Here is a 23,167-nt window from a genome sequence, read left to right as displayed (position 1 = left end):
AGCAAGTTACTGTAAATTTAATGGTTTCTCGGCTGCGCTCGAAATGACGGAATGAAAATTTGGTAATTTTAGCGCAAACCTAACTTAAATAGACCTGATTGAAATGAAAAGCCTCCAATTCTTTATTGGAGCTTGTAGTGTAAAGCAGGGCAGAATTAACCTAAAAATTACAGGTTTTGCTCTTCAAAAAACAAAATAATAAATGATTTTTTTAAGTTTTGTTGAGTAGGCTTTATGAATTTTCAGATTAATTAAAAAATAAAACTAATTGCTGCTTGCATTTATAGAAAAATCGCGTTATATTTGCACCTCTTATTTAAAAACTCTAGTTAAGATATTATACAGTTATGAAAAGAACATTCCAACCTTCGCAAAGAAAGAGAAGAAACAAGCATGGCTTCCGCGAAAGAATGGCTACAGCAAACGGTAGAAGAGTATTAGCTTCTCGCCGTGCAAAAGGAAGAAAAAGATTATCAGTTTCTGACGAGCGTCGTCATAAAGCATAATTTTTGATTGCCACCTAATCTTAGGTGTTAGCAGTCTATCTGCAAAATTGCAATCAAAAAGCATGAACAAATTTAACAAAGAAGAACGGTTGTGTAGCAAAAAGTCATTAGACTTGCTATTTAAAAACGGTTCTTCTTTTTTGTTATACCCATTTCGCATTACCTTTCTTTTTGTTGATGAACCACATAAATACCCTGCACAAGTGGTTATTAATGTGGCTAAAAAGCGTTACAAACATGCGGTAGATCGTAATCTAATTAAACGTAGAACTCGAGAAGCTTATCGTTTACAAAAAGAAGAGCAGTTGTATGCTTCATTGGAAAATCGTAATGATTTATTGCTGTTGTCTTTACAGTTTGTAGGCAAAGAAAAATATGAATACGCCTTTTTCGAAAAGAAATTAGCTGCTGCATTTAAAAAGTTAATCGCTCAAATTATACCAAATGAAAATAATTAAGTTATTGTTTTCGTGGTTGTTTTTGGGCATTATTAAAGCATACCAATTATTGCTATCGCCTTTATTAGGTGCAAGTTGTCGGTTTACTCCAACGTGTTCACAATATGGCGTAGAGGCTATTAAAAAACATGGGCCATTTAAAGGTGGCTGGCTTACTTTAAAACGAATTGCTAGCTGTCATCCATGGGGTAAACATGGTCATGATCCTGTTCCTTGAGTCTGCAGTCTTAAAGTTTATAGTCCTGAGTAAAATCCGACTACGGACTTCAGACTATAGACTATCTTAATTATCTTTGCACAATGGCAACCATCTTACAAATTGAAACCGCTACCCAAGTTTGCTCTGTTGCTTTAGCTGTAAATGGAGAAACTATTGCATTAAAAGAAGAAAAAGCTCAAAATATACATGCTGCTAGTTTGACTTTGTTTATCGAAGAGGTGATGCAAACTGCTAAGCTAAACTACGTAGATTTAGATGCTGTAGCTGTTAGTAAAGGTCCAGGTTCGTATACAGGCTTACGTATTGGTGTGTCTACGGCAAAAGGATTGTGTTTTGCATTAGATAAGCCGTTAATTGGTATTAATACCTTACAGATGATGGCTAGTGGGTTTTTAGCGCAACATCAGAATTATGGTGGTTTAATTTGCCCAATGATTGATGCCCGAAGAATGGAAGTTTTTACAGCAGTTTATAACAATAAATTACATGAAGTAGCTTCAGTTAATGCTAAAATTATTGATGAGAAGAGTTTTGTGTTAGAGTTAGATAGCAATTATGTAACTTTTATTGGAGATGGTGCTGCAAAATGTGAAACGATATTAGATAGTCAAAATGCACATTTTTCTACGTTGAATTTTAATTCTGCAGCAAATATGAGCGGTTTGGCTTACCAAGCTTTCGAGAACAAGGTTTTTGAAGATGTAGCTTATTTTGAACCTTTTTACTTAAAGGATTTTGTATTTACAACACCGAAACAAAAATTAATATAGAGAATTTGCAAGGTTAATTTTTAGCCACAGATTAGCAGATTAATACAGTATTATACTCCAAAAAATCTGCGCATCAGCGGCAATGAAATCCTGTTTTAGTTTGAAATTTAACTCTTTTTAAAGAAGTTGAATAAACTTCTAAAAACTCCTTTGTAAACCTTCTCTCCATTTACGCCCGGCATTGTGCTTAAATTTTGTGGGTGATTTACAGTACGACCAAATTTAATGCCTAAACCCATATAGAAAGAGCCGCCATTGTAACCAGAGCCAATTGTGGCATCACTTTTACTCAAACCTTTTGCTAAGGAAATAGTTTTGCCAATGTTATCTGTACCTAAAAAGAACTCGAAATTTGGGGTTTGATACATTCCTTGTAATCCAACCATTATAAAGTTATTTAAATTATAAACTGGCGTTACGCTTGCAGATAGGCTGTTGATTTTAAAAGTGTTAACTAGTGCCACATCTCCGCCAGGATAAAATAAGTTTTTAGATACAATTAAATTTGGTTTATAGAAATTAAAAGTTCTGGAGATTAAAAAATCTGCCTTTGCATTGGTTGGGGTAATAAATGATTTATTCTCAACTACATCTTTAGCTATTGCTGTAATCTCTTTATTTATTTCACTACTACTTTTTGTAGAAACATCATATATGCTTTTAATTGTATTAAAATTAGCCACATAAGAACTTTTGCTCCATCTAATCAATCCTAAATCTTTAATGTTTCCCATTAAAAAATAACCAGATTTGGAAGTGTAAGTAGTTCCTAAACTGATAGATGCACCAGGGTTTTTAAAAGTAGGAAAGAATGTTTTCTTTGATATTTCATCATTATAAAGAAAACTTCCTTTATACGTTCCGTTTACTCCAATATCTAATCTGTCGTTTGCATCGGCATAAAAATAAGAGTTATTTATTTGTAATGAATTGTAAGCTATACCACTTAATAAACTTAATTTAATACCAAAAGCAAGTCTTTTATTATAATTTTCTCGAATGCTAACACTAAATTGATGATAAGATTGCTGATAGCCATCATTATTAAAAACATCGGTATAAGGTCCTTGATCAAAGCGTTTATAATTATCAAAAATTGCTAGCGTTTCATTCGTATAATCAATATGAGAATCAGAGCGTACTTGCCATGCAAAACCTACTTCCTGATTATATTTATACGAGCTAAAAATTCTAAATGTTAACAGATAAATATTAGTGTTTTGATAAAAGGCATTTGCATTTCCTGTTCCTAAAGGTAAAGCACGCGTATCATAAATATTTTCGTTAATTGATTTTCGTATCACACCTGCGGCATCTCCTTTATTTGCGGCGTTGATACTAAAATTTGGAAGGAAAAAATTAGATGCGAATTTGCTAGAACTATCTAATGTAAAAGATTTTGCAGCGGGGTTTTCAAAAGCATCAAACTGTGTTTTAGTGTTAAATAATGCAAATTGCTGCGCTTTCAAAGTGCTAATGATAAATAAAAATCCGACTAGTAAAATGTATTTTTTCTTCATCTAATTACGGATTTACCTGTAAGCTATCAGTTTTAAGTGATTTTTCTGGTTCTTTATACAGCAGTAAATTACTTAAAAATTTACCATTATCTCCAGATAATTGATAACAAAATGCATCAAATTCTTTAAAGCCAGTTTTAGATTGATATTGTTTAAAATAAGGCGATTTTAAATTACGTCCAAAAATATCAGCTGAGTTTTTATTATTTACATAAAACGAAATGGTTGCAGATGATGACAATTGATCTCTAAAATCAGTATAATTCTCATCGTGAATTAACAACTCATTATTTTTATAGCGACTTAAAAATACCTGTATACTGCTCGCATTATTTGCCATCACCATATAATTATCGATAATGGTGTAAAAAGGTCTCTCAAATTTTTTAAATGGATCACCAAAAAAAGAATATGGAATATTAGATTCTTTAAATATTTTAACGTCTGGTGCGTAATCTGCACTTAAATCCAACAAAAGCTGACTTACTTTTTCTCCATTAACCAAAGCGATTGCACCAAACTTTTCTCCACTACCTAATTGAAAAGTAACAAATTGATTTTTAAAATATTTTGGAAATATCTCATTTAAATCCAACCTATATTTTTGATTAATTGCCTTGATATTTTTAGGTACGTTTTCGCTCGTTTTTCGCTTTGCAAACCAAGCTGTTAAATTCTCAAACCAACTTTTATAATCATTAATGGTATAAATAGTATAATTCGCAGTTTTTTGAGGAAGTATATTATCTATAACTATTTTTTGTTCAGGTACTGTGGTAAATAATTTATAATAGCTATTTAAGTCATTCACATCAGTATTGCCGTTAAATAAAAGCTTCTCTCTACTAAAATTATAACTTAAAGCAGCAAAACTATTCTGCTTATTGAAGATATTTAATTCTCCGTTTATATTGCTGTTTAGAATGTTTTTTAGAAGAAAAGGAACTTTATTGAAGTTGATGTAAAGATTAGCCAACGTATTTTTATTAAAACGACTATTGGATTTGATGTAATTTGCAAAAGTTGGATCTGTCGATCTTTGTTCTTTAAGTATATTCTGAATAACTTTTGGTGTATTTGAAATCACGACTAATAAATCTTTTATACCTAGAAAACAGGTCGTACTATCAACAAATGTAAGCTGATAAATATCTCCAATTTTATTGATTTTCGCTTTTTGAGAATTTAAGGCGACTACTATTTTTTGAGGCTCACTACTAGGTTTAAGCTGTGCGCTAATTAAATAATCTACTTGATTACCCTCACCAGCTAAAACACCTACATAAACTTTTTGACCATCAATTGCCTTATTAATTTCTGGCTGAGATATTAGATTTTCTCTTAAGGATTTAAAACTTTTCGCTTTGCTTTCTCCTAAAATATGTTGAAATAATTCTTGTCCGCTTAAAATTTCGTAGAAGCTTTTGTCATTTTCAAAACTGAAAACAATACTTGAGTTTGAAGCTACTGCATTTAAGGATAAATCGCCTGCATTTGTCTCCGTATTTAAGTTAGAAAAATAGAGATAAGCCATTGCAATCATCCCTAATAATAAAACTCCTAGCGTTATGTATATTCTTTTCATGACTGTTACCTACAAATTTAATTTAATTTTAGGATTACAGAGATTATAAGGGCATTTTGTTAATTTAGCAATTGTATAAAGCCGATAACTCATGAACAAACGTATTATTCTTACTGCTGCCTTTTTTGGAGCTTTAGCAGTTATATTGGGCGCATTTAGTGCGCACAGTTTTAAAAATTTAATAAGTGCACCTTCTTTAGAAATATGGCAAAAAGGAGTAGAATATCAGTTTTATCACACTTTTGCGCTACTTTACTTATCTACATTTGCCCGCTATAAAAATAAACTAATAGGGTTTTCATTCATCTTCTTTTCGCTTGGTATCATTCTATTTTCTGGTTCACTTTATGTATTAGCATTGAAAGATGCTTATCATTTAGCAATAACTCAATTTGTTGGCCCAGTAACTCCAATAGGTGGTTTATGCTTTATTTTAGGATGGGTATGCCTGTTTTTAGCAGCACTAAAAGATAAATAATGCAATTTGCAGATACACTGGATTTTTCTGAAAGAGAAACTCTTTTTGTAGAAGTGATATTACCTTTATCGCTAGCTATAAATTATACTTATCGCGTTCCTTTTGAATTAAATGATAAAGTTGCCGTTGGTAAGCGAGTTGTTGTTCAATTTGGAAAACACAAAATTTATACGGCTTTAGTAAAAACTATTGGTCAGCAACCACCAGAATTTTATCAGGCCAAGTATATTATTGATGTTGTAGATGAACATCCCGTAATTACGGATAAACAATTTCAGTTTTGGGATTGGATCACATCCTATTATTTATGTAATGAAGGCGATGTAATGGCTGCTGCTTTACCTACGGGACTAAAATTAGCGAGCGAAACTATTTTAGTACTTAAGGATGAATTGCCAAACGAACTGGTTTTAACCGAAAAGGAAAGTTTAATTATTAGTGTTCTTCATAAACAACAACGCATCAGTATTGATGATGTGATTGAATTGTTAGGACAGAAAACAGTTTATCCAATTGTAAATTCTTTACTTGCAAAAGAAGCTATTTATGTTGCAGAAGAAGTAATAGAAAAATATAAACCACTATTAAAATCATTTATCACCCTAAATCCTTTTTATAAAGAAGAAGAAAATCTGAGGCAATTATTCTCAGTTTTAGAACGTGCTCCTAAACAATTAGATGCGTTATTAGCTTATTTGAAGCTTTCTAAAGACGAAACATCAATTCCGAAACAACTATTACTGGAAGAAAGTGGGAGTGGACAAGCGGCATTAAAATCATTACTAGATAAAGAAATATTTAGTGTAGAAAAAAGACCAGTTAGTCGTTTAAATGATTCGGATGATGAATTTGAAGTTAATTTTGAATTGAGTACTGCGCAACAAAAAGCTTTTGAAGAGATTGAAACTCAGTTTGTAAACAAAGATGTTGTGCTATTACATGGGATTACGGCTTCTGGTAAAACTCAGCTTTACATTAAGTTAATTGAAAAAGCAATCTCGCAAGGTGGACAAGTACTTTTTCTTTTGCCAGAAATTGCACTAACCACACAAATTGTGGAACGAATTAAGCGCTATTTTGGAGATAAAATAGGCGTATATCACTCTAAATTTAATGATAACGAACGAGTAGAAATTTGGAACAAAGTACTAAATGGTTCATATAAAGTTGTTCTTGGCGCTCGTTCGGCGGTTTTTTTACCATTTAAAGAGTTAAAATTAATTGTGGTAGATGAAGAACATGAATCATCGTACAAACAACATGAACCAGCCCCTCGCTATCAGGCTAGAGATGCTGCCGTTTTTCTCGGGCATTTGCATCAAACTAAAGTCGTTTTAGGTTCGGCAACTCCATCCATAGAAAGTTATTACAATGCAGAAACTGAGAAGTATGGATTAGTGACTTTAAATGAACGGTTTGGAGGAGTGCAATTGCCATTACAAGAAGTAGTTAGCATAGCAGAAGAGACCAAACGTAAAAAAATGACATCGTATTTTACCAGTGTATTGATAGATGACATGTCGACTGCGTTGGAAAATAAAGAGCAAATTATTTTATTTCAAAACCGTAGAGGTTATGCAACTATTTTAATTTGTGCAACTTGTGGGTATGCACCAAAGTGTGTGAATTGCGATGTAAGTTTAACTTTTCATAAAACCAGCGGTAAATTACATTGCCATTATTGCGGTTATCACCAAAGTAGTATAAATATTTGTCCGGCTTGTGGTTCGGTACATATTGAGCAAAAAGGTTTTGGAACGGAAAGGATAGAAGAGGAATTAAGTCTTATTTTTCCTGATGTTAAAATAGCTAGACTAGATTTAGATAGCACGCGTACAAAAAATGGAATGCAGCAAATCATTTCTGATTTTCAGGATAAGAAAACACAGATTTTAATTGGTACACAAATGGTTGCCAAAGGTTTAGATTTTGATAATGTAAGTCTAATTGGGGTAATTAACGCTGATACTTTACTCAATTATCCAGATTTTAGAGCATTTGAAAGAAGTTATCAATTATTAGCTCAAGTAGCAGGTAGAGCTGGACGTAGAGATAAACAAGGTAAAGTTTGTATACAGGCGTATGATGATTCGCATCGCATTATTAAACAGGTAATTGAAAATAATTACCATGAAATGTATACCGATGAAATGGCTGAACGCAAGCAATTCAATTATCCGCCATTTACCCGCTTAATTTTTATCAATGTAAAACATAAGGATGCAAATGTGTTAAATCTTGCGGCGCAAACGTTAGCTAACGCATTAAAATCTCAGTTAGGTAATAGAATTCTTGGTCCAGAACAACCATTAGTTGCTAGAATTAGGAATTACTACATTAAACAGATTATTATTAAAACGGAGAAAAATGCAGCTATACAAAAAGTAAAAGCAGTATTAAAAGAAACAATTAAGGATTTTAACGCTCAAAAAAACTTTAAAAGCGTAATTATACAAATTGATGTAGATCCGTATTAATTTCTACTTACTAGATGGACTTGTATGCCAATTGAAATTGGATTTAGCAAAAACTCCCATTTATTGTATTTCGCAAACGAAGTAGTATTAGCAGCATCTTGTTGGATTTTTTCTTGTTTTTCATAAGAATAATAGAAATCCATGCTTGTTTCTGCGAAGAAAGATATTTGTTTTACTGGACTCACCCTAATCCCAATTAAAGGAGCAAAAACAAAACCATTTTTTTCTGCATCAACATTGTAAGGCATGGTCATATTTTTGGGATTAGCAGTTTTAATTTCACCAGTAAAGCGGTTTGCACGAAAACCCACATCAGAGCCAAAGTAAGGCTGTATCCTAGCATAATTCAGAGTTTTTTCAAAACCAACTTTAAAAGAGTAATCGCTCATTGTTCCTTTTGCTATTTCGCAACTTTCACATTCATTATAAAAGGAAATATCTTTTCTGAAATAATTACCATTTAATCTAAAGCTAATTTGATTATCGTTAAACTTAACTAATGCGCCATTAAAATAAGTATCGGTGTAATCTTGAGAATTAGTTTGATTTAATATTTTTGGCATTTGCATAGAACTGTAGCCTCTAACGCCAATACTATAATTATAATTTCCGTCAATTTGAGCGAATGCAGAACAAGAAACAAATAAACAAAAAATACTAAATAGTAATTTTTTCATAGGGATGAAGATAAATAATTTCAATTTCAAAAATAGAAATTATTTACCACTTACAAGCAATGCGTTCGCATACTGTCAAGAATAATTTTTTAAGGTTGATTTTGTGTTCGTTAGCTATTAATTACATTTAAAATCGTGAGAATTTAGGTACATTAGAGCTCAAAAAACTATTTTTGAGCCCAGATGGCATATAAATTTATAGATAATTACAGAGAGCAAGGGGCGAGAAAAAAGCTAGTTGAGTTGCTAAAAGAAAGAGGTATTTCAGATCAACGCGTTTTAAAAGCAATTGGTAAAGTGCCACGCCATTTCTTCTTTGACGAAACTTTTTGGAACCAAGCTTATAAAGATATTGCTTTCCCGATAGGGGATGGACAAACTATTTCTCAGCCTTATACTGTTGCTTACCAAACGGAATTATTACACATTCAAAAAGGCGATAAAGTGCTAGAAATTGGGACAGGTTCTGGTTACCAAACTTGTATTTTGATGGAGTTAGGAGCGAAAGTCTTCACTATCGAACGTCAGCCAAGTATTTACGCTCATACGCTAAAAGTATTACCAGGAATGGGCTATAAAGCTAATTTTTTTCTTGGTGATGGTTCTAAAGGTATTGAAGAACATGCTCCGTATGCTAAAATTATTGTAACTGCTGGCGCTCCGTTTGTTCCAGAAGTTCTATTAAAACAATTAAAAATTGGTGGTATTTTGGTTATCCCAGTAGGGGATGAAAAATCTCAAAAAATGATTACCGTTATCCGCGTTAGCGAAAATGACTTTGATAGAATAGAACTTGATACATTTAGATTTGTGCCATTAGTTGGAGATCAAGCGTGGTAAATTAGTTCACTTGTTGAAATAGCTCATTAGTTCATTGGGTCAAGCGCTTTACACTAATGAACCAATGACACAAATGAACCAATGACTAATAAACTAAACCTTCATCGCTCTATCCATTTCACGTTTGCTTTCACGATCTTTAATGCTATCGCGTTTATCAAACTCTTTTTTACCTTGTGCTAGTGCGATTTCTATTTTCGCAAAACCCCTCTCGTTGGTAAAAATTCGTAATGGAACAATGGTGTAACCTTTTTCTTCGCCTTTAACCTTTAGCTTTTTAAGTTCTTTCTTTTTAAGGAGTAAAACTCGGTCTCTTTTAATATCATGGTGATGAAAAGAGCTGTGGCTATATTCTGAAATATGGAGATTTCTTACATACAATACATCGCCAATAAACATACAAAAAGCATCCGTCATGTTTGCTTTACCCTGTCTTATTGCTTTAATTTCGGTGCCCAATAAAGCAATTCCGGCAATAAAACTTTCTAAAACATGGTAATCAAAGTAGGCTCTTTTATTCTTTATTTGGATGTCGTTTTTCATAATAAAGCGCTAATATCTGAAAGAAAAGCCGATAAAATAAACTTTATCTGTGTTTTTGGTCAATCCAAGATTAAATCCTGCATCAAATTTTAAATTTTTCGTGACCGAATATCCAAAACCTCCATTAAATGATAAGTCGAACTTTTTATCTTCAAAATCATAGTTATAGTAGCTTTCAACAAATGTTTCCAAAGACTTAGTCAACTCTTTACCTAGTACAACAGATTGCAAAATGCCAGCATGATACCCGCTTTTTTGAACAGATTTTAAAACATCAACTTGTACCTGTGTGCCAAAACCAAAATCATTTCCTAAATCCACACTCAAAGGAAACACAATTCCACCTTCAATATTTTTATTTTCCTTGCTCGTTGGTAAATTGATGTACGGCATTAAAGCAAAAGCAGTTTTGCTACCATCATTTCCCCATAAATTATGTTTTATACGAATTGTTAAATCGCCAAAGCCAGAAGAAGTATTAAATTTTTTATCTACTGCATCTTTTTCATATGAGTTAACATAAGTTCCAACAACTAATTGTAAATCTGTATTATGTGTTAATCCTAACTTTAAATTAGCTAAATTATAATTATTCTCTATTGATGTAATTCCATTGCTTTTATTGCGTGTTGTTTTAAATAAATCCGTTTCAATTTGAAAATGGCCTGCATCAACAGAATTAGGACTTTCGGTTATATCTGGCCTATCTGTAGACATATCACGCATTTTTTCTCGTGGTACTGGATTAAATAATGTATATTTTTTTTGAGTTTCAGTTTGGCTAAAAGCATCACTCTGTGTAACTGTAGCGATAATTAATAGTAGTATTATTTTTTTCATCTTACCTTACAATTAAAACTGGAATATTCACTTTATGTCGAACAGAATCTACAGTTGTACCAAAAATTAAGTCCTTCAAGCCTTTGTGACCATGAGCGCCCATCACTAATAACTCAATTCCATTTTGCTCGCTAATTTCAGCTATGGCTTTTGCTGTCCCCCCAAATCCAATATGAGAACTAGATTCATAACCTAAATCCTTTAAATTAAGACTATACTTTTCTAAATTTTCAGTATCTGTTTGAGTTTCGTGATCCATTACATTTTTGCCGAGATAACGGGCTGCTGCTGTTTCAACAACATGAATGAGGTAATAATGCGCTTCTTTACCACCTTGAATTAGCGCATGGCGAATAGTATTTCGGTCATTTTTAGAGAAATCTACAGTAATACCAATCTTTTTATAATTGATTTTATCCACATGCTCAATTGCTAAAGCATCTCCGTGTGGTACATTTCCAATTCGTTGATTTTTATTAATAAATGGATAGATGAAAATGTAGATTAGTAACAAACCAATCGCAACCGCAAGAGGAATTACAATTGCATAAATATACCATCCATTTGACTCGGCAATCCAGCCTGAGATTTCTTCGACAACCAATTTAATGTTTAAACTAACAATTACTACAGCACTCATCCATGCCAGAACTTTTACCCAAGTTTTAATGGTAAAATCTTTCATTTCTTTTTTGTCAGAAGTAAGGTGTATTAACGGAATGATGGCAAAACCCAACTGTAAACTTAATACCACCTGACTTAATATTAATAAACCACCTAAAGCATCATTTCCAAATAATAAAATGGTAAAAAATGCTGGTATAATGGCTAATAACCGTGTAATTAAACGACGTAACCATGGCTGAATTCTTAAATTCAAATGCCCTTCCATGATAATCTGACCAGCTAGAGTTCCTGTTATGGTAGAACTTTGTCCAGCAGCAATTAAAGCAATGGCGAATAAAGCAGGAGCAACTGGTCCGAAAATATGGCTCAATAATTTATGTGCATCTTGTATTTCGGCAACTTCATGAAATCCGTTAGTAAAGAAAGCCGCCGCCGCTAAAATTAAGATAGCCGCATTTACAAAAAATGCAAGATTTAAGGCAATTGCAGTATCGATAAAATTAAATTTGATAGCTTCTTTTATTCCTTTGGCATCGCGTTCAAATTTCCTAGTTTGTACTAAAGAAGAGTGTAGATACAAATTATGAGGCATTACGGTGGCGCCAATAATACCAATGGCGATGTATAAGGCTTGCCCAGAAAGCATAGATGGTTCAAAACCTTTTATCACATCTTTTAAATTTGGCTCTACAATAAACATTTCGACAAGAAAAGAAACGCCAACTATAAAAACCATCGAAACAATAAAGACTTCCATTTTACGCATTCCTTTGTTTAAGAGAAATAGTAAAAGAACAGTGTCGAATATGGTAATTGAAATCCCCCAAATTAACGGCAAACCAAATAGTAAGTTTAAACCAATTGCCATCCCAATTACTTCAGCTAAATCACATGCAATAATTGCCGTTTGCGCTAAAATAAACAGCGGAAAGTTTACCCATTTTGGATATGCATTTCTTGACGCTTGTGCTAAATCTAATCCTCTAACAATACCTAATCGAGCACTTAAAGATTGCAATAAAAGTGCAATTAGGTTAGACATTAATAAGATCCAGATTAACTGATAACCAAATTTACTACCTCCAGCAATGTCTGTAGCCCAATTCCCTGGGTCCATATAGCCAACACTAACTAAATATGCTGGACCAATAAATGCTAAAATTCTTCTCCAGCCTTTGCGTTTATCTGTTGCCACACTTTGGTGTACTTCGCTTAATGATTGTTTCTGGTTCATGCTTATTTGCTAATTAAAATGTGTAGTGCAACTTCTCTGCTAATGTTTATTTTTTTATAGTCTATTAATAGTTCCACAGAACCATCAAAATCTATAATTTCAGATACTTCTATTTTTTTACCCAAGGTTAACCCCAGTTTTTCTAAATGTTTTAAAAAGGGAGAGGAGTGTTCACTTACGCCTGTTATTGTTCCTTTATCATTAACCTTAAGCTTGCTTAATTTGATAAAAGATAAATCTGCAAAATTCCCATACTGATCTGGTATTGGGTCTCCATGAGGGTCTACTTTTGGAAATTCTAAAAATTCATCTAACCTTTCAGTTAACAAAGTCGAATTAATATGTTCCAGCTCCTCCGCTACTTCATGGACTTCATCCCATTTAAAATTTAATTTCTCAACTAAAAAAACCTCCCAAAGGCGATGCTTTCTCACAATATTAATTGCCATCAACTTTCCTTTTTCTGTTAAAGTAACACCTTGGTATTTTACATAATCTACCAATTCTTTATCTGAAAGCTTTTTAAGCATATCTGTTACCGATGCCGCTTTAGTTTGCGTACGTTCTGCTATGGCATTAGTTTGTACCGGATTACTAATTACCGAAAGGTGATAGATTATTTTAAGATAATTCTCTTCAGTATACGATTGCATTTTTTGTTAGTCTAATTTTAAATTTAGACAAATCTAAAAAATATTTTGTAAAATAAAAAGTAATATTTTTGAGAGTTTGTAGAATAAAATTTGGCTTATTAAGCTTAGTATGCTACCTTTGAACATAATCCCTATTTTATGGCAACAGAATTAGATAAAATCGATTTTAAAATTCTTAAACTCTTACAAGAAAATGGAAGGATTACCAATTTACTCTTATCACAAGAAATTGGTTTATCTCCTGCTCCAACATTAGAGAGAGTGCGTAAGCTTGAAATGGCTGGCTATATTAAAAGCTATCATGCTTTAGTTGACGAAGAGAAACTAGGATTAGGCATTAAAACCTTTATTCAGGTTCAATTAGACTTTCATAAAAACAATACTATTCAAATCTTTTTAGATGAAGTAAATCAGATTAAAGAGATTACAGAATGCCATCACGTAACTGGTCAGGCAGATTTTTTATTAAAAGTTTACGTAAATGATATTAAGGCTTATGAACGCTTAATTATGGATAAAATCAGCAAAATCTCTGTTGTAAAAACATTCCAGACGATGATGATTATGTCGACTACTAAAAAAGAACCAATAGTACCTTTGGAGTACTAGAATTAAGAATTACAAAATTAGTTAATCCGAAATTTGCCAATTAATTGGTTTTAACCCTTCCTTTACAAGAATTTGGTTGGCTTTTGAGAAGTGCTTCGATCCGAAAAAGCCATTGTATGCAGAAAATGGTGATGGATGCGCAGCTTTAAGTACATGATGTTTTTGAGTATCAATTAGACTTTCTTTTTGTTGAGCATATCGTCCCCATAATAAAAATACTAAGCCGCTTTTTTGAGCAGATAAAACTGAAATTACGTGATCTGTAAATTTCTCCCAGCCTTTATTTTGATGAGAACCCGCTTCATGAGCTCTAACAGTTAATGTTGCATTGAGTAATAAAACCCCTTGATCTGCCCATGTAGTTAAATTGCCATGATTCGGGATTTTGAAACCCTCAATATCATCCAACAATTCTTTATACATGTTTTTTAAAGACGGAGGAGTAGGGACGCCTTTTTGAACAGAAAATGATAATCCATGCGCTTGGTTTTGACCATGATACGGGTCTTGTCCAAGAATAACTACTTTAACCTTATCAAATGGAGTGTGATTAAAAGCATTAAAAATATCTGCACCTTGGGGGTAAACAGTAAATCCTTTTTGCTTTTCTTCCAGCAAAAAGGATTTCAATTCTTTAATGTACGGTTTTTCTAGCTCATCGCTTAAAACATTTAGCCATCCAGGCTCTAAAGCTGTCGACATACCTATTTTGTTTTAGCAACAGCTAATACTTTAAGCATATCTTTTTCTAAAGTTTCCTGTGGTCTTTCAGTAATGCGAGCAACCTCAGTTCCTTTTTTATCTGTAAAGATGAAGGTAGGTACATTGGTGATTTTAAGGTTGTCAATCAAACCGTTTTCACAATGTTTTGTACCATCAACAGCAATAAATTCAATTTTATCAATGTCAAATTTTAAAGCATCCATAATTTTTAAAAAATGAGGAACTTGAAATTTACTATCACCGCACCAAGTACCTAAAACAATGGTTACTTTTTTACCTTTTAAAAGCTTGCTCAATTGATCTAATGAAGTAGAATCTGGCTTATAATTAGCATAATTAGGGTCGTAGCTTTCTTTAAATTCGGCAAAGCTCGTAATCGCTTCTCTTGTACATTCGTTCAACATCACTTGTTTGTGTCTATTTGGATCTTCAATTTTTTTGTTTAATTCTTGCGCTCCTACGTTCATTGCAAATAAGAGGATTAGGCCTGTTAATATGTTCTTCATATTATATTTTTTTGTTGAAATTATAAATTTTAAATCTAATTTTTGGTATTTAAACACGATATTTGCACAAATATTTTAAAACTATGCCAAATTTAATACGTCTCATTATAGGTTTCGCTTTTGTAGGTGCAGCAATTGCACTCATGATTTTCGGTTTTTGGGGTTGGGGAATACTTTTAGTCTTTCTTAGCATTTTTATTTTCATCACTTATTTCTATAATGAAAACATGCTTATTGCTCAGTGGTTTTTGCGTAAAGATAATATGCCAAAGGCTGAACAATTTTTAGGAAGAATAAAGAATTACGAAAAAGAATTAAATAGAGTACAACACGGTTATTATAACTTGCTAATTGGATTAATCGAATCTAGAAAAGCACCAATGAAATCTGAAAAATATTTCAAACAAGCATTAAGTTTAGGCTTACACATGGATCATAACGTTGCTTTAGCTAAATTAAGCTTAGCAGGTATTGCCATGGGAAAAAGAAATAAACGTGAAGCAACAATGTATCTTGCTGAAGCTAAAAAAGCAGATAAAAATAAATTGCTAGCTGATCAAATTAAACAAATGAAAGATCAGATGGGATTAATGGATAAACAAACGCAAGTACGTTATAGTCGTTAAGAAATAGTGCGAAAGACAGAAAAGTCCGAGAAGTCAGAAAGTTAATATTACTTTTGACACTCGGATTTTTTGATTCTATATCTTCGGACTTTCGGTCTTCAGACTTTCTTATTTATCGCACAATCTATCAAAATTCTCATCATATTCTGATGATGTTCTGCTGATGATATCATCGTCTAAACTCTCATTCTTACGACTAAAAAATAGCTCTTCCGCTTGTATGCGCTTTATTAATTGGCGAACAAGGGAAAGATCAAATGTATCTTTACTCAATTTAATGCAGTATTGATTTTCGGTAATTTCTAAACTTGAACTATTCATCTTACGAAGTATTGGTTAACGGCTTAAAATTAAAAAAGGCTTACGATAATTAATACCGTAAGCCTTTAAGTTTTTGTTATGCTTTTGTTAAGAGATATCTATACTAGAATATCTAATTATCCATTACTTGCGTGATAAAAATAAGCCATCATCAGTTTTTGTAACTTTTAAAACTCCTTTTCCAGTTAGGGCTTTTAAAGTTGTATCCCACTTTTTATTGCTCCAATCAGTAAGTTTTGTTTTAACATCAGCTAAAAGAAATTGTTCTCCTTCCTTAACCAACGTAAACAACTCTGTTTCTTCTGGTGTAAGTTCTATTTTCTTCTTTTCAGGACGCATTTGCGGAAAAAACAATACTTCTTGTATCGTAGATTGATTCGTCATTAGCATTACCAAACGATCTATTCCAATACCCAAACCTGATGTTGGTGGCATTCCATATTCTAATGCACGAATGAAATCATCATCCATTGCCATTGCTTCATCATCGCCTCTGGCTGCCAATTTTAATTGTTCTTCAAAACGTTCTTTTTGGTCAATTGGATCGTTCAATTCAGAATAAGCATTTCCAATTTCCTTACCCATTACAAATAATTCAAAACGTTCTACTAAACCATCTTTACTACGGTGTTTCTTGGCTAACGGAGTCATTTCGATTGGGTAATCTGTGATATAAGTAGGCTGAATTAAATTTGCTTCCACTTTCTCACTGAAAAGCTCATCAACCAATTTACCACGACCCATCGTATCATCGGTAGCAATACCTAAGTCTTTACAAGTTTGTACAAGCTCAGCTTCAGTCATCTCAGAAACATCTATTCCTGTATATTTTTGAATTGATTCGTACATAGTTAGTTTCTCGTACGGACCAGCAAAATCAATCTCATGTTCACCTACTTTTACAACAGGCGTTCCGTGAATGGCCACTGCTATTTTCTCTAAACATTCTTCTACCATGCCCATCATCCAAACGTAGTCTTTGTAAGCTACGTAGATTTCCATTGATGTAAACTCTGGATTATGTGTTCTGTCCATACCCTCGTTACGGAACATTTTACCGAACTCATATACGCCATCAAAACCAGCAACAATTAGTCTTTTTAGATATAATTCATTCGCAATGCGAAGAAATAATGGCATATCTAAGGTGTTGTGATGTGTTTCGAATGGTCGAGCTGCTGCTCCACCATGTACGGCTTGTAAAATTGGTGTTTCTACTTCCATCCAACCTTGGTTGTCGAAGTAATTACGCATGGTATTAATCACTTTTGAGCGATTAATGAAAATTTGTTTGTAATCTGGATTAACAGTTAAATCTACATAACGCATTCTGTAACGCAATTCTGGATTAGTAAACCCGTCATAAACGTTGCCATCATCATCGCGTTTTACAATTGGTAAAGGACGTAAAGATTTAGAAAGTACAGTGAATTTAGTTACATGGATAGAAATTTCTCCAGTTTGAGTAGTGAAAACATAACCCTCGATACCAATGAAATCACCGATATCTAATAGTTTTTTAAATACCGTATTGTACAATGTCTTATCATCTCCAGGGCAAAGCTCATCACGTTTTAAATAGATTTGAATACGACCAGTTGCATCTTGTAACTCAGCAAAGGATGCCGCTCCCATTATGTTACGGCCCATTATTCTTCCAGCAAGGCTGATCGTTTTATAGGCTGTTTTATCTTTTTCGTAATTAGCTAAAATGTCTGCTGCATTAGCATTTATTTCGTAAGCTTCTGCAGGATATGGGTTGATGCCCAATTCGCGAAGTTGTTTTAATGAATCGCGACGTAATATTTCCTGTTCTGATAATCCTGTACTCATGTATTGTATATTTTTGCAAAAGTAATGATTTACTAGCGTTTATGGTAATGGCTAATTATAAAAGCCGCAGATGCGCAGATTTTGGGTTAGAAATTTAGAAAATTAGTATGCTTGAATTAGAACTTCTGTCGGGATTTTTAAGCTTTCATGCAATTGCCTAATCATTTCTAAAGATAGTTTGCGTTTTCTGTTTAAAATTTCACTAGCTCTACTTTTTAATCCTACAACTTTCGCTAAATCAGTCTGATTATAGCCCATTTGTTCCATTCTAAACTTGATAGCCTCAATTGGATCGGGTAAGCCTATAGGGAAATACTCATTCTCATATTTTTCAATCAATATCCCTAATACTTCCAATTCATCTCCTTCAGGAGAACCTTTTTTTGTATCGAAAATTACCTCAAGCCTACTTAAAGCTTGTTCGTAATCAGTTTCGTTTTTTATAGGTTTAATATTCATTGCTAAATTTTATCTGCGTTTATTTTGTCATACTCTGCGTAAGTACCAATAAAGCGAATCCAAATCATCTGGTAATCGTAGTTAATCTTAATAATTATTCGATAATGATTCCCTTTAATATTAAAAACAATCCTATTATCGCCTAATATACTGGCGGAAGGATAATCTTTTTTAACGTCATTAGGATTAATCCAGTCTGAGTTTTCAGTTTCCTGATACCAAGCTTTTAACTGTTCCTCACAATCTGGATGTTTAATCCAAAATTCTCGAAGGATTTTTTTAGCAATTATTCTCAAGACACTAACTCAAAGGTAGATAAAAGTTCCCGAATTGGGAAATTAATTAATGAAGGAATTTGAGCAACAAAAAAGATTTCCTTCGACAGGCTCAGGATGACATCTTTTTTTTGTTAATTAGTCTGCCTCAACGCCTTCTTGGTACATTTCATTAATCGCTTCGGCATATTTCTTTTCTACAACCCTACGCTTAACTTTCATGGTTGGGGTAATTTCTCCCTCATCAATACTAAAAGGATTTCGTTTAATTTTGAAGTTTTTAATGCGTTCAAATTTGGCCAACTCGTTAGAAATTTTCTTAATATCCTTCTCAAACCAATCTTTAATTTCTTGGTTTTCTATAAATAAATCTTCCTCTTGGAAGAATGATTCCTTTAAATTAAAAGTTTCTTGTAAAGTTTCTTTGTTAGGGATAATTATAGCCGTAATAAATTCGCGTTTATCGCCAATTAAGAATAGCTGATCAATTTTTGGACTTTTTAAATAGATGTTTTCAACAGGAGTTGGATACACGTTTTTGCCATAGGCATTTACAATCATATTTTTCAAACGATCTGTAATTTGCAAATTACCTTTGTAAAAACGGCCAATATCTCCAGTGTGGAACCATTTGTCTTTATCAATGGCTTCGGCAGTTTCTGCAGGTTTGTTAAAATAACCTTTCATCACACAATGCCCACGTACAATTACTTCACCTTCGGCACATTCAAAATCTTCATTAAATGTATTATGCGTTTGTATATTAATGATTTGCTTTGTTTCTATATCTTGAATTCCGACTTCAATACCAGGAATGACCCGACCTACAGTTCCGTAAACCTGACGGTGATATTCAGTTACTGACATTACTGGTGATGTTTCTGTTAAACCAAATCCTTCTAAAATTTTGATGCCTAAATCACCAAAAAACTCACCCACATTTTTAGGTAAGGCAGCGCCTCCTGAAATCATGAATTTTAATCTGCCGCCAGTTTTTTCTTTGATTTTACTGAATACTAATTTTTCTGCAATGGCTTTTTTTGCTCCTAAGATTAAACCCGCATTTTTGCCAGCTTCTTTTGCATGACGATAATTTTTTCCAGTTTCTAAAGCCCAATTAAAGATATTTGCTTTTAATCCGCCAGCAGCAGTGCCAGATTTAATGGCTTTATCGTGAATACGTTCTAATAAACGAGGTACGCAAGCCATTACTGTTGGCCTTACTTCGCCCATATTTTTAGCCAATAACTCTAAACTCTGAGCAAAAGCAATTTTACAACCCTGTGCACAACATACATGATAAGTCGCGGTGCGTTCAAAAACATGAGAAAGTGGTAAAAATGACAGGAAAGTTTCAGTTTCATCAATCACAGGGATTTGTTGTAAGCAAACATTTACGTTTTCTACAAAATTACTGTGTGTAAGCATTACGCCTTTCGGAGTACCAGTTGTGCCCGATGTATAAATTAATGAGGAAACATCTGATGGTAAAACTTCTGCTCTGCGTGTATCAATTTGTTCTTGTTCAGCTTTGCTTACCGTTTTTTCTAATAATGTAGTAAAACTGATGATTTCGGTTTTATTTCCTTCTGGGATTGCAACTTTCTCATATCCTGCAAATGCAGGAATAATATATTTTAACTCTTGACAGTTTTCGGCAATTTTTAATACTTTTTTAAATAGAAATGGATTACCAACTAATAAAGCTTTTATGCCCGAATCATTAATAATATAGGCTACTTCATGTTCTGATAAAGTAGGGTAGATGGATACATTAATTACCCCAATTTGTTGTATACCTTGATCGAAATACACATATTCTGGTGAATTTTCAATCATCAAACCTAATCTATCGCCTTTGGCAATACCTTTTTCTAAAAAAAAAGCTGAAATAGAATCTGCTCTAAGTAAAGTATCCTTGAAAGAAATTTCCTCCCAAGTTGTATTTTTTTTATGAATTAAAAAGGTTTCTTCAGGTTGATGAATATTTTCTACTACGTTACGTAATAAACTAGGAACAGTAGAAAATTTAGTAAATAAGACCATGTGTTAACTATTTGGTTTGTTTTGGAATAACAATGATAAACTTTTCGCTTTAATAATACAAGCTAGCTTATACAATGGGTAACAAAAAAGGCACCGAAAAATCGATGCCCTCTAGGAAATTTAATAAATGTATATTAAACAGAAAAACTTTCGCCACAACCACAAGAGCGGCTAGCGTTGGGGTTATTAAAGGCAAATCCTTTGCCATTTAAGCCATCGGTAAAATCAAGTTCAGTACCAGCTAGGTATAAAAATGATTTCATATCTAAGGCTATTTTAATACCACGGTCTTCAAAAAATTGATCGCCTTTTTGCGCTTCGTTATCAAAATCTAAATTATAAGATAAGCCAGAGCAACCACCACCTTTTACAGAAACGCGTAAAAAGTAATCAGAACCCATTTCAGAATCATGCATTAAGTGATCAATTTTGCTTTTTGCTTTATCAGTTATAGTAATCATATTAATTTACGATTTACGATTTTTGATGTACGATTTGACTGGCATGTGGCTAATCTAAAATCGTCAATCTAAAACCTCAAATTAAACTAGTGGTGTGATTTAGCTAATTCAAATGCTTCTAAACCATTTTTAACGCGATAATCGTTAATGGCAGATTTAATTGCATCTTCTGCCAAAACAGAACAGTGAATTTTTACTGGTGGTAAAGCCAATTCTTCCACAATATCCATGTTATCGATAGTTAACGCTTCGTCAATTGTTTTTCCTTTTAACCACTCTGTAGCTAAAGAAGAAGATGCAATTGCAGAACCACAGCCAAATGTTTTAAATTTCGCATCTGTAATTACGTTATTGTCATCAACCTCAATTTGCAAACGCATAACGTCTCCACACTCAGGTGCGCCAACTAAACCTGTACCAACAGATTTGCTGTCTTTATTTAAAGTACCAACGTTGCGAGGGTTGGTATAATGTTCCATTACTTTTTCTGAATATGCCATTTTGATTTTGGATTTGCGATTTTAGATTTACGATTTTCTAAAATCATTTTCAATATTTTTAATTGGAGATTTGAAATCGTAATTCGTCAATCTTCAATTGTAATTTCAATTCTAGTGTTCAGCCCACTCAATTTTACTCAAGTCGATACCTTCTTTAAACATTTCCCAAAGTGGAGAAAGGTCTCTTAAGTGGTTAACGGCTTTCTTCGTATTTTCTATTGCGTAATCAACTTCTTCTTCAGTAGTAAAACGACCTAACCCGAAACGGATAGAAGAGTGTGCCAAATCATCAGATAAACCTAAACTCTTTAACACGTAACTTGGTTCTAATGAAGCAGATGTACAAGCAGATCCAGAAGATACTGCTAAGTCTTTCATCGCCATCATTAAACCTTCACCCTCTACATATTTAAAAGAAATATTTGCAACATGTGGTAAACGATGTGCTGTGTTACCATTCACATAACTTTCTTCCATGGTAGTTAAAGAACTTTCTAATTTATCACGCAATGCGGATAAACGTGTTGCTTCTTCATCCATTTCTAAACGACACAATTCGCAAGCTTTACCTAAACCAACAATACCAGGTACGTTTAATGTTCCAGAGCGCATGCCACGTTCGTGACCGCCACCATCCATTTGTGAAGTAACTTTAACTCTTGGATTTTTACGACGTACATATAAAGCGCCAACGCCTTTTGGTCCGTACATTTTATGCGCACTAAATGCCATCAAATCAATACCATCTTCAATTACATTTACTGGAATTTTACCAACTGCTTGTGTAGCATCAGTAAAAAACAAAGCGCCATGTTTGTGTGCAATTGCAGCAATTTCTTTAATAGGTTGCACCACACCAATTTCATTATTACCATACATAATAGTAACTAAAATGGTTTCAGGCGTCATTGCAGCTTCTAATTCTTGTAAATCAATTAAGCCATCTTCTTTTACTTTTAAATAAGTAATCTTAGCGCCTAATTTTTCTAAATGTTTACAGGTATCTAAAACAGCTTTATGTTCTGTAGTTGCAGTTATAATATGATTACCTTTTTCATGGTACATTTCAAAAACGCCTTTAATACCTAAATTATCAGCTTCTGTAGCACCAGAGGTAAAGATGATTTCTTTTTCAGTACAACCAATTAATTTTGCTACTTGCTCACGAGCATAATCAACACCTTCTTCGGCTACCCAACCAAACGGATGGTTACGGCTAGCGGCATTACCAAATTTTGTCGTAAAATACGGCAACATCGCCTCAAGCACTCTAGGGTCGAGTGGGGTGGTAGCATTATTATCTAAGTAAATCGGAAGTTCCATTATTTTTAATTATTCTTATTAATACACAAAGATACAAAAAAAGTTTACGAACAATTA

General features: G+C 33.1%; 26 protein-coding genes. 9 read left to right on the top strand and 17 right to left on the bottom strand.

Annotation, left to right across the window (positions count from 1 at the left end; genetic code table 11):
• Positions 1 to 347 precede the first annotated feature (347 nt).
• The 4 genes from rpmH (at position 348) to tsaB (ending at position 1,954) form a co-directional block, all read left to right on the top strand.
• Positions 348 to 506 (top strand): 50S ribosomal protein L34, encoded by a 159-nt coding sequence (gene rpmH / locus GM921_RS07170; RefSeq protein ID WP_055133745.1) that lies wholly within the window; start codon positions 348 to 350, stop codon positions 504 to 506.
• Positions 507 to 568: 62 nt separating this feature from the next.
• Complete coding sequence (gene rnpA / locus GM921_RS07165) at positions 569 to 964, top strand: ribonuclease P protein component (RefSeq protein ID WP_182921910.1); 396 nt, start codon at positions 569 to 571, stop codon at positions 962 to 964.
• Entirely contained in the window at positions 951 to 1,181 is a 231-nt protein-coding gene (gene yidD / locus GM921_RS07160; protein WP_182921909.1) for a membrane protein insertion efficiency factor YidD, read from the top strand. The genes rnpA and yidD overlap by 14 nt, the downstream gene beginning before the upstream one ends.
• Before the next feature lie 83 nt (positions 1,182 to 1,264).
• Entirely contained in the window at positions 1,265 to 1,954 is a 690-nt protein-coding gene (gene tsaB, locus GM921_RS07155) for a tRNA (adenosine(37)-N6)-threonylcarbamoyltransferase complex dimerization subunit type 1 TsaB (RefSeq protein WP_182921908.1), read from the top strand.
• 107 nt (positions 1,955 to 2,061) lie between these two features.
• On the opposite strand, the gene GM921_RS07150 is transcribed toward tsaB, so the two are convergent.
• Both GM921_RS07150 and GM921_RS07145 read right to left on the bottom strand, forming a co-directional pair.
• Complete coding sequence (locus tag GM921_RS07150; protein ID WP_182921907.1) at positions 2,062 to 3,474, bottom strand: DUF5723 family protein; 1,413 nt, start codon at positions 3,472 to 3,474, stop codon at positions 2,062 to 2,064.
• A 4-nt stretch (positions 3,475 to 3,478) separates the two neighbouring features.
• The gene (locus tag GM921_RS07145; RefSeq protein ID WP_182921906.1) at positions 3,479 to 5,059 is read right to left on the bottom strand and encodes a hypothetical protein; all 1,581 of its coding nucleotides are present in this window, start codon (positions 5,057 to 5,059) and stop codon (positions 3,479 to 3,481) included.
• 91 nt (positions 5,060 to 5,150) lie between these two features.
• Here GM921_RS07145 and GM921_RS07140 point away from each other — a divergent pair, with 91 nt between their 5' ends.
• Positions 5,151 to 5,537 (top strand): DUF423 domain-containing protein, encoded by a 387-nt coding sequence (locus GM921_RS07140; RefSeq protein WP_182921905.1) that lies wholly within the window; start codon positions 5,151 to 5,153, stop codon positions 5,535 to 5,537.
• Positions 5,537 to 8,014: a replication restart helicase PriA gene (gene priA, locus GM921_RS07135; RefSeq protein WP_182921904.1), complete on the top strand. Its 2,478-nt coding sequence runs from the start codon at positions 5,537 to 5,539 to the stop codon at positions 8,012 to 8,014. The genes GM921_RS07140 and priA overlap by 1 nt, the downstream gene beginning before the upstream one ends.
• Here the strand turns inward: priA and GM921_RS07130 are convergent.
• Positions 8,011 to 8,691 (bottom strand): hypothetical protein, encoded by a 681-nt coding sequence (locus GM921_RS07130; RefSeq protein ID WP_182921903.1) that lies wholly within the window; start codon positions 8,689 to 8,691, stop codon positions 8,011 to 8,013. The genes priA and GM921_RS07130 overlap by 4 nt on opposite strands.
• Before the next feature lie 183 nt (positions 8,692 to 8,874).
• On the opposite strand from GM921_RS07130, the gene GM921_RS07125 reads away from it, so the two are divergent.
• Positions 8,875 to 9,531: a protein-L-isoaspartate(D-aspartate) O-methyltransferase gene (locus GM921_RS07125; RefSeq protein WP_182921902.1), complete on the top strand. Its 657-nt coding sequence runs from the start codon at positions 8,875 to 8,877 to the stop codon at positions 9,529 to 9,531.
• Between the two features lie 93 nt (positions 9,532 to 9,624).
• On the opposite strand, the gene smpB is transcribed toward GM921_RS07125, so the two are convergent.
• The 4 genes from smpB to GM921_RS07105 are packed head-to-tail and all read right to left on the bottom strand — an operon-like array spanning position 9,625 to position 13,428.
• Positions 9,625 to 10,074, bottom strand: coding sequence for an SsrA-binding protein SmpB (gene smpB, locus GM921_RS07120; protein ID WP_173269703.1), 450 nt, complete (start codon positions 10,072 to 10,074; stop codon positions 9,625 to 9,627).
• 9 nt (positions 10,075 to 10,083) lie between these two features.
• Positions 10,084 to 10,914, bottom strand: coding sequence for a transporter (locus GM921_RS07115; RefSeq protein ID WP_182921901.1), 831 nt, complete (start codon positions 10,912 to 10,914; stop codon positions 10,084 to 10,086).
• A gap of 1 nt (position 10,915) precedes the next feature.
• Positions 10,916 to 12,775 (bottom strand): Nramp family divalent metal transporter, encoded by a 1,860-nt coding sequence (locus GM921_RS07110; protein WP_182921900.1) that lies wholly within the window; start codon positions 12,773 to 12,775, stop codon positions 10,916 to 10,918.
• A 2-nt stretch (positions 12,776 to 12,777) separates the two neighbouring features.
• Complete coding sequence (locus tag GM921_RS07105; protein WP_182921899.1) at positions 12,778 to 13,428, bottom strand: metal-dependent transcriptional regulator; 651 nt, start codon at positions 13,426 to 13,428, stop codon at positions 12,778 to 12,780.
• Between the two features lie 138 nt (positions 13,429 to 13,566).
• On the opposite strand from GM921_RS07105, the gene GM921_RS07100 reads away from it, so the two are divergent.
• Entirely contained in the window at positions 13,567 to 14,037 is a 471-nt protein-coding gene (locus tag GM921_RS07100; RefSeq protein ID WP_182921898.1) for an Lrp/AsnC family transcriptional regulator, read from the top strand.
• A 21-nt stretch (positions 14,038 to 14,058) separates the two neighbouring features.
• Here the strand turns inward: GM921_RS07100 and ung are convergent, their stop codons facing one another.
• Together ung and GM921_RS07090 are read right to left on the bottom strand one after the other, a co-directional pair.
• Positions 14,059 to 14,739 (bottom strand): uracil-DNA glycosylase, encoded by a 681-nt coding sequence (gene ung, locus GM921_RS07095; RefSeq protein ID WP_182921897.1) that lies wholly within the window; start codon positions 14,737 to 14,739, stop codon positions 14,059 to 14,061.
• 2 nt (positions 14,740 to 14,741) lie between these two features.
• On the bottom strand, positions 14,742 to 15,266 hold the full coding sequence (locus GM921_RS07090; protein ID WP_182921896.1) for a TlpA family protein disulfide reductase: 525 nt from the start codon (positions 15,264 to 15,266) through the stop codon (positions 14,742 to 14,744).
• A gap of 83 nt (positions 15,267 to 15,349) precedes the next feature.
• Here GM921_RS07090 and GM921_RS07085 point away from each other — a divergent pair, with 83 nt between their 5' ends.
• A complete protein-coding gene (locus GM921_RS07085; RefSeq protein ID WP_182921895.1) occupies positions 15,350 to 15,892 on the top strand; it encodes an inorganic phosphate transporter in 543 nt (180 codons plus the stop codon).
• 108 nt (positions 15,893 to 16,000) lie between these two features.
• Here the strand turns inward: GM921_RS07085 and GM921_RS07080 are convergent, their stop codons facing one another.
• From GM921_RS07080 to GM921_RS07045, 8 genes are all read right to left on the bottom strand, one after another.
• Positions 16,001 to 16,213 (bottom strand): hypothetical protein, encoded by a 213-nt coding sequence (locus tag GM921_RS07080; RefSeq protein WP_182921894.1) that lies wholly within the window; start codon positions 16,211 to 16,213, stop codon positions 16,001 to 16,003.
• 123 nt (positions 16,214 to 16,336) lie between these two features.
• The gene (lysS, locus tag GM921_RS07075) at positions 16,337 to 18,046 is read right to left on the bottom strand and encodes a lysine--tRNA ligase (RefSeq protein WP_182921893.1); all 1,710 of its coding nucleotides are present in this window, start codon (positions 18,044 to 18,046) and stop codon (positions 16,337 to 16,339) included.
• A 102-nt stretch (positions 18,047 to 18,148) separates the two neighbouring features.
• Positions 18,149 to 18,505, bottom strand: a complete 357-nt coding sequence (locus GM921_RS07070; protein WP_182921892.1) for a helix-turn-helix domain-containing protein — start codon at positions 18,503 to 18,505, stop codon at positions 18,149 to 18,151.
• A gap of 2 nt (positions 18,506 to 18,507) precedes the next feature.
• Positions 18,508 to 18,801, bottom strand: coding sequence for a type II toxin-antitoxin system HigB family toxin (locus GM921_RS07065; RefSeq protein ID WP_182921891.1), 294 nt, complete (start codon positions 18,799 to 18,801; stop codon positions 18,508 to 18,510).
• A 117-nt stretch (positions 18,802 to 18,918) separates the two neighbouring features.
• A complete protein-coding gene (locus tag GM921_RS07060) occupies positions 18,919 to 20,826 on the bottom strand; it encodes an AMP-dependent synthetase/ligase (protein ID WP_182921890.1) in 1,908 nt (635 codons plus the stop codon).
• A 134-nt stretch (positions 20,827 to 20,960) separates the two neighbouring features.
• Positions 20,961 to 21,287 carry a HesB/IscA family protein gene (locus GM921_RS07055; RefSeq protein ID WP_182921889.1) on the bottom strand — a complete coding sequence of 109 codons (327 nt, stop codon included), beginning with the start codon at positions 21,285 to 21,287 and terminating at the stop codon, positions 20,961 to 20,963.
• An 86-nt stretch (positions 21,288 to 21,373) separates the two neighbouring features.
• Positions 21,374 to 21,787, bottom strand: coding sequence for a Fe-S cluster assembly scaffold IscU (gene iscU, locus GM921_RS07050; RefSeq protein ID WP_090992274.1), 414 nt, complete (start codon positions 21,785 to 21,787; stop codon positions 21,374 to 21,376).
• Between the two features lie 111 nt (positions 21,788 to 21,898).
• Entirely contained in the window at positions 21,899 to 23,110 is a 1,212-nt protein-coding gene (locus GM921_RS07045; RefSeq protein WP_182921888.1) for an IscS subfamily cysteine desulfurase, read from the bottom strand.
• Between the last annotated feature and the right edge of the window lie 57 nt (positions 23,111 to 23,167).

The organism is Pedobacter planticolens, assembly GCF_014172375.1.
Lineage (GTDB): Bacteria > Bacteroidota > Bacteroidia > Sphingobacteriales > Sphingobacteriaceae > Pedobacter > Pedobacter planticolens.
This window is presented reverse-complemented; position numbering and strand designations above follow the sequence as displayed.

Bases quoted from the DNA above. Each gene is read 5' to 3' on its own strand.
- GM921_RS07090 (WP_182921896.1), bottom strand. From the start codon at position 15,266: ATGAAGAACATATTAACAGGCCTAATCCTCTTATTTGCAATGAACGTA.
- GM921_RS07145 (WP_182921906.1), bottom strand. From the start codon at position 5,059: ATGAAAAGAATATACATAACGCTAGGAGTTTTATTATTAGGGATGATT.
- iscU (WP_090992274.1), bottom strand. From the start codon at position 21,787: ATGGCATATTCAGAAAAAGTAATGGAACATTATACCAACCCTCGCAAC.
- GM921_RS07100 (WP_182921898.1), top strand. From the start codon at position 13,567: ATGGCAACAGAATTAGATAAAATCGATTTTAAAATTCTTAAACTCTTA.
- priA (WP_182921904.1), top strand. From the start codon at position 5,537: ATGCAATTTGCAGATACACTGGATTTTTCTGAAAGAGAAACTCTTTTT.
- lysS (WP_182921893.1), bottom strand. From the start codon at position 18,046: ATGAGTACAGGATTATCAGAACAGGAAATATTACGTCGCGATTCATTA.
- GM921_RS07060 (WP_182921890.1), bottom strand. From the start codon at position 20,826: ATGGTCTTATTTACTAAATTTTCTACTGTTCCTAGTTTATTACGTAAC.
- tsaB (WP_182921908.1), top strand. From the start codon at position 1,265: ATGGCAACCATCTTACAAATTGAAACCGCTACCCAAGTTTGCTCTGTT.
- GM921_RS07115 (WP_182921901.1), bottom strand. From the start codon at position 10,914: ATGAAAAAAATAATACTACTATTAATTATCGCTACAGTTACACAGAGT.
- ung (WP_182921897.1), bottom strand. From the start codon at position 14,739: ATGTCGACAGCTTTAGAGCCTGGATGGCTAAATGTTTTAAGCGATGAG.
- GM921_RS07105 (WP_182921899.1), bottom strand. From the start codon at position 13,428: ATGCAATCGTATACTGAAGAGAATTATCTTAAAATAATCTATCACCTT.
- rnpA (WP_182921910.1), top strand. From the start codon at position 569: ATGAACAAATTTAACAAAGAAGAACGGTTGTGTAGCAAAAAGTCATTA.
- rpmH (WP_055133745.1), top strand. From the start codon at position 348: ATGAAAAGAACATTCCAACCTTCGCAAAGAAAGAGAAGAAACAAGCAT.
- smpB (WP_173269703.1), bottom strand. From the start codon at position 10,074: ATGAAAAACGACATCCAAATAAAGAATAAAAGAGCCTACTTTGATTAC.
- yidD (WP_182921909.1), top strand. From the start codon at position 951: ATGAAAATAATTAAGTTATTGTTTTCGTGGTTGTTTTTGGGCATTATT.
- GM921_RS07055 (WP_182921889.1), bottom strand. From the start codon at position 21,287: ATGATTACTATAACTGATAAAGCAAAAAGCAAAATTGATCACTTAATG.
- GM921_RS07080 (WP_182921894.1), bottom strand. From the start codon at position 16,213: ATGAATAGTTCAAGTTTAGAAATTACCGAAAATCAATACTGCATTAAA.
- GM921_RS07125 (WP_182921902.1), top strand. From the start codon at position 8,875: ATGGCATATAAATTTATAGATAATTACAGAGAGCAAGGGGCGAGAAAA.
- GM921_RS07085 (WP_182921895.1), top strand. From the start codon at position 15,350: ATGCCAAATTTAATACGTCTCATTATAGGTTTCGCTTTTGTAGGTGCA.
- GM921_RS07070 (WP_182921892.1), bottom strand. From the start codon at position 18,505: ATGAATATTAAACCTATAAAAAACGAAACTGATTACGAACAAGCTTTA.
- GM921_RS07110 (WP_182921900.1), bottom strand. From the start codon at position 12,775: ATGAACCAGAAACAATCATTAAGCGAAGTACACCAAAGTGTGGCAACA.
- GM921_RS07045 (WP_182921888.1), bottom strand. From the start codon at position 23,110: ATGGAACTTCCGATTTACTTAGATAATAATGCTACCACCCCACTCGAC.
- GM921_RS07150 (WP_182921907.1), bottom strand. From the start codon at position 3,474: ATGAAGAAAAAATACATTTTACTAGTCGGATTTTTATTTATCATTAGC.
- GM921_RS07140 (WP_182921905.1), top strand. From the start codon at position 5,151: ATGAACAAACGTATTATTCTTACTGCTGCCTTTTTTGGAGCTTTAGCA.
- GM921_RS07130 (WP_182921903.1), bottom strand. From the start codon at position 8,691: ATGAAAAAATTACTATTTAGTATTTTTTGTTTATTTGTTTCTTGTTCT.